4 protein-coding genes are annotated in these 4,023 nt (G+C 46.7%); 1 reads left to right on the top strand and 3 read right to left on the bottom strand.

All coding sequences use genetic code 11. The annotated features are described in order from the left end of the window. Window positions 1-3 precede the first annotated feature (3 nt). Genes HKN88_06240 through plsY form a run of 3 tightly spaced genes read right to left on the bottom strand, consistent with a single transcriptional unit; the run spans window position 4 to window position 3,038 of the window. Entirely contained in the window at window positions 4-750 is a 747-nt protein-coding gene (locus HKN88_06240) for an SPOR domain-containing protein (protein NNC97656.1), read from the bottom strand. Window positions 751-783: 33 nt separating this feature from the next. Then, window positions 784-2,370, bottom strand: a complete 1,587-nt coding sequence (locus HKN88_06235) for a biotin--[acetyl-CoA-carboxylase] ligase (GenBank protein NNC97655.1) — start codon at window positions 2,368-2,370, stop codon at window positions 784-786. Between the two features lie 2 nt (window positions 2,371-2,372). Continuing rightward, the gene (plsY, locus tag HKN88_06230) at window positions 2,373-3,038 is read right to left on the bottom strand and encodes a glycerol-3-phosphate 1-O-acyltransferase PlsY (protein NNC97654.1); all 666 of its coding nucleotides are present in this window, start codon (window positions 3,036-3,038) and stop codon (window positions 2,373-2,375) included. 42 nt (window positions 3,039-3,080) lie between these two features. Here plsY and HKN88_06225 point away from each other — a divergent pair, with 42 nt between their 5' ends. Beyond that, window positions 3,081-4,022 carry a diacylglycerol kinase family lipid kinase gene (locus HKN88_06225; GenBank protein ID NNC97653.1) on the top strand — a complete coding sequence of 314 codons (942 nt, stop codon included), beginning with the start codon at window positions 3,081-3,083 and terminating at the stop codon, window positions 4,020-4,022. Window position 4,023: the final 1 nt, after the last annotated feature.

The raw sequence follows: 4,023 nt of genomic DNA, 5'->3' as shown, positions 1-4,023 counted from the left end.
GCATTATTGACAGGTTTTTATCTCGATTCGCCGTACCTGTCCAGAAGGGGTCGCCAAGCCCTCGATGGGAATCTCACGATCCGGCGCTGACTGCATTTCCAGCCAAAAAACCGCCTGTTCGCGCTCTTTATTACCGATTCTTGCGGCATAACCCTGAGCCTGGATTTGCCTGGCACGGGTTTCGGCGCCCGACCTTTGTCTATATAAACCCAAGGACACGGCATTTCGGTGAGGGCTGGCAATTTCGATGAACATATCCTTTATGCCTTTTGCGCGTAAGGCCTCAACCACCTGAATGGCAGCATCACGATTCGGGTATTTGGGCAAATACACCCAGTACCCTTGCCACACATTTTCCAATTCGATCTTTTTGTTGCTGGGGAATCCTTGACTGACGAACCAGCTGGCGGCCGTGTCGGCGTCTTGTTCGGTCAAAAAAGCGCCTAATTGACGACAAACTTCACTTGGAGCCTCGGGTTCGATGATTTCACCGCTATCAATATCAACGGTGACTGGCAAGCTCGGATCAACCAATCCTCCGCTTTCAATTTCGAGGTCAGGGTTTGTCAGCGCAGTCAGAGCACCGGAGCCAAGCTCCGACTCCGGACCAGTGCGTAATTCCAATAAAGGAACACCGGACAGGCTTTGATTATTAACGCCAACGATCTCGGGCTGGACGATCCAGGACGTCCAGGAGTAATACAACAAATTTGCCAGGATCAATAAAAGTGTGAGATTTCGCCAGTTCATAAAGATATTATCGCATGCTTTTAAACCGACACCTTATACGTTCAATTCGGCAACGTAACTTTCCAGTCCGTCGAGAACCAGATTAGTATGCACAGAAAAGTCGATATTTTTGTGGCCGGCAAAATACCGCTCTAGATTTTCTGCATCGCCACCCGTCAACATCAGATGAATCTTTGCATCGTCGGGTAATTCAGATTGTAGCTGTTCATACGCTAACAAAATTGCACCGATCAAAGCGAAATAAGCGCCATTGGCAACCGCACTGGCTGTATTGGTACCCCAAACACCAGTTTCACCTTCGCTGTCACTTATCTCAGCCGTGCGCGCGAGCAGGTTAACTTGTTGCGTAGTAAGACCTGCAATTATGTTTCCGCCCAGATGAGTGCCATCGGTCAAAACCGCATCGATCGTCATTGCCGTACCCGCATCAACAACCAGGGCCGCGTCATGCTGGTTGGTTTGTATATACTGAAAACCCGCAATAATCCCCAACCAGCGATCCACGCCTAATTGGGTTGAGGTGTCATAAGCATTACGCAACTCACCCGACTCACTTTGGCTTTGAACAAATATCGGTGTTTTTAAAAACTTTTGCTGAAACCATCGCACGCAGGCGTCTTGCGCTTGTCGCCCGGCTACCGAGGCAATGTAAATATTATCTGGCTTAAGCTCACCTAATGTGGTTTGTTGCATCCTTAAAGTTTTACGCCAGTCTTTGTTATGCTTGATTGAAACGCTTGGTGAAGCTATTTCCTTTTCATTCGACACGCGCCAGTGCATTGAGGTGTTGCCGATATCAATATACAAATTTGTTTGCGAATTATTTTCAACCAGATTCTCAGCGGAGAGAACTGACCGAACCGCATCATCAGTTTGTATCTGTAATGCTCCCGTATCATCCACACCCAATGCTATGCCTTGTATCACATCACCCGCCTGCTCAAGTCTTACGGATTTATTTTGCAAAGCATGCAATGACTCCCAGGCTTCCCGCCATGGTTTAAATCCTGTCTCCGGGTAATCCATGAATAATTTGATCAGATCACCGCTTAGTTTTGCCGCAAGGTTGTTTCGACAAATCGGTGGTTGAGAATTTTTGCTCTGGTCAAGCGCGGTAAATGCCTGATCAATATCCTCAGAATCCATTGTGCTGAGCAAATTTATACCAATCCCACACACTACATGACACGAATTGTTATGTTGCTTAACCTCTACCAGGATCCCGCCCAGTTTTTTGTGATCGATCAGAAGGTCATTTGGCCACTTTAACTCAACGTCGCTATAGCCAAAATTCTCCAAGGTTTGTTGAGCGACCACACCAATGGCCAGTGTCAGCGCAGAAATGTTTTGCGGAGCTTCGGAAAAATTCCAGGCGATCGAATACACAAACGATGCGCCAAGCTGGCTATGCCACTCTCTACCCCGTGTGCCTCGTCCTGCACTTTGGTGCTCTGCCATACAGATCAGTGCTTTGTTATTCTCGGGAGGATCAATAGCAAGCAAAAAATCATTACTCGAGCCAACTTCCTGGACTATTAAAATATCTTGCAAGTGTGGTTTGACGCCAGGACCAAGATGTCGGTCAAAATCCGCTACTGACAAATGGGCATGATCAATCATAGTTAACTCTCATCCTTGTTAAATAAACGATGCAGCAAGCGCACTTTATCAAACTGGTTTTCCGTGCCATTGAAAAAGCGCTTTAAATTCTCGCGATGGGTAAAGGTGATGAATAAACCGGTTACCACGAGAAACCAGAAAGTATGCGACTGCGAAAAAGCTGAATGTCTCATGGCAAAAATTACCGGAGCCGCCAATGCGACCAAGACTGTGTTCGGACCAACGTAACCGGTCAAGATCAGCAGGGTAAAAAATAACAGCAGCAAATACAACACTATGACCGGTGCGATAACCAATAGCACGCCAATCAGTGTGGCTGCGCCCTTGCCGCCCTTGAATCCGTGCCATACCGGATAACAATGCCCGACAATGACCGCTGCCGCCGCGAGAAAAACCGCTATTTCGCTTTGGATGTATTGCCACAATTTGAATTCTTGCATTAACCACGGTAATAAAGTTAATACTAAAACCGCCTTGCCAATATCAATAATGATCACGCCCAGGGCAAACATAAAACCCTGGGTGCGCAAGGCATTCGTACCACCGGCATTACCGCTGCCCGCACTGCGAATATCAATTTTTTTTAATCGCCCGATCAACAGGCTGCCATTGATCGAGCCGATCAAATACGCCGCTAAAACAAACAACCCAGGCACCAGATAATGCATAAGAATAATTTTCCCTTTAGGTCTTATGCAATAATAACCCAAATGCAATTTCCGGATAACAAAAAAGCCCAGCTATTCATCAATCCAGCTGCTGGTCGCGGTAAAGGAAAAAAATACGCCGCAAAAATTCGCAATTTTTTGCATCACAACGGCTTGATCACCAATGCAAGCTTTAGTCGCGCGCCTGGCGATATTGCCGCCAAAGTCAAACAGGCCTGTATCGATGGTTGTGAAACCATTATTGTTGCAGGTGGTGACGGAAGTATTTATGAAGCCGTAAATGGCATCATGCAGGCCGCACAAGAATCTCAAGGAACGATTAAACTCCCGGCAAGAACCCGTTTGGGAATAATTCCAGTAGGCACCGGTAATGACTTTATCAAAGCTGCGAAGATCCCGAATAACTGGCAACTGGCGTGCGAACAACTATTGAGTGCAACGCCACGACTGGTTGATGTTGCCAAACTTTCCACAAAAAATGTTGAACACTACTTCGTAAACAATATTGGCTCGGGTTTTGATGCAGGAATTGGCATCACCGCAAGCAATATCCCCTTGCTACGCGGTAAAGCTGTATATGTGCTTGGCTTACTCTGGCATCTACTCAAAGGCATCCCCAATCCGCAGGTCGAAATTAAAACCGAGAATTACGAAAATACAATGAAAACCACACTGGTCGCGGTTTCCAATGGCATCTGTTATGGGGGCTCGTTCAAGATCACTCCCCAAGCCAGCATTAACGACGGCTTGATCGATGCCGTGATCGCCCCGCCGGTTGGACGATTTGGGGCAATTCCATTGATCATTCAACTGATGCGCGGCACACATTTGAATAATCAAAAAGTTACTCATTTGCAATGTCGAAAATTACACCTGAAAAGTGATAGTCCGATTCCGTTGATTGCGGATGGAGAAATCATTGATAAGGCTTGTTCAGAATACTCGGTCGAACTATTGGAAAGAAGATTAAGCCTGCTGGCCTGAT

The sequence above is a fragment of the Gammaproteobacteria bacterium genome (assembly GCA_013001575.1).
In the GTDB taxonomy this organism is placed as follows: Bacteria; Pseudomonadota; Gammaproteobacteria; order Steroidobacterales; family JABDMI01; genus JABDMI01.
Note: the sequence above shows the minus strand (reverse complement) of the source record. Positions and strands in the feature narration are given on the sequence as shown.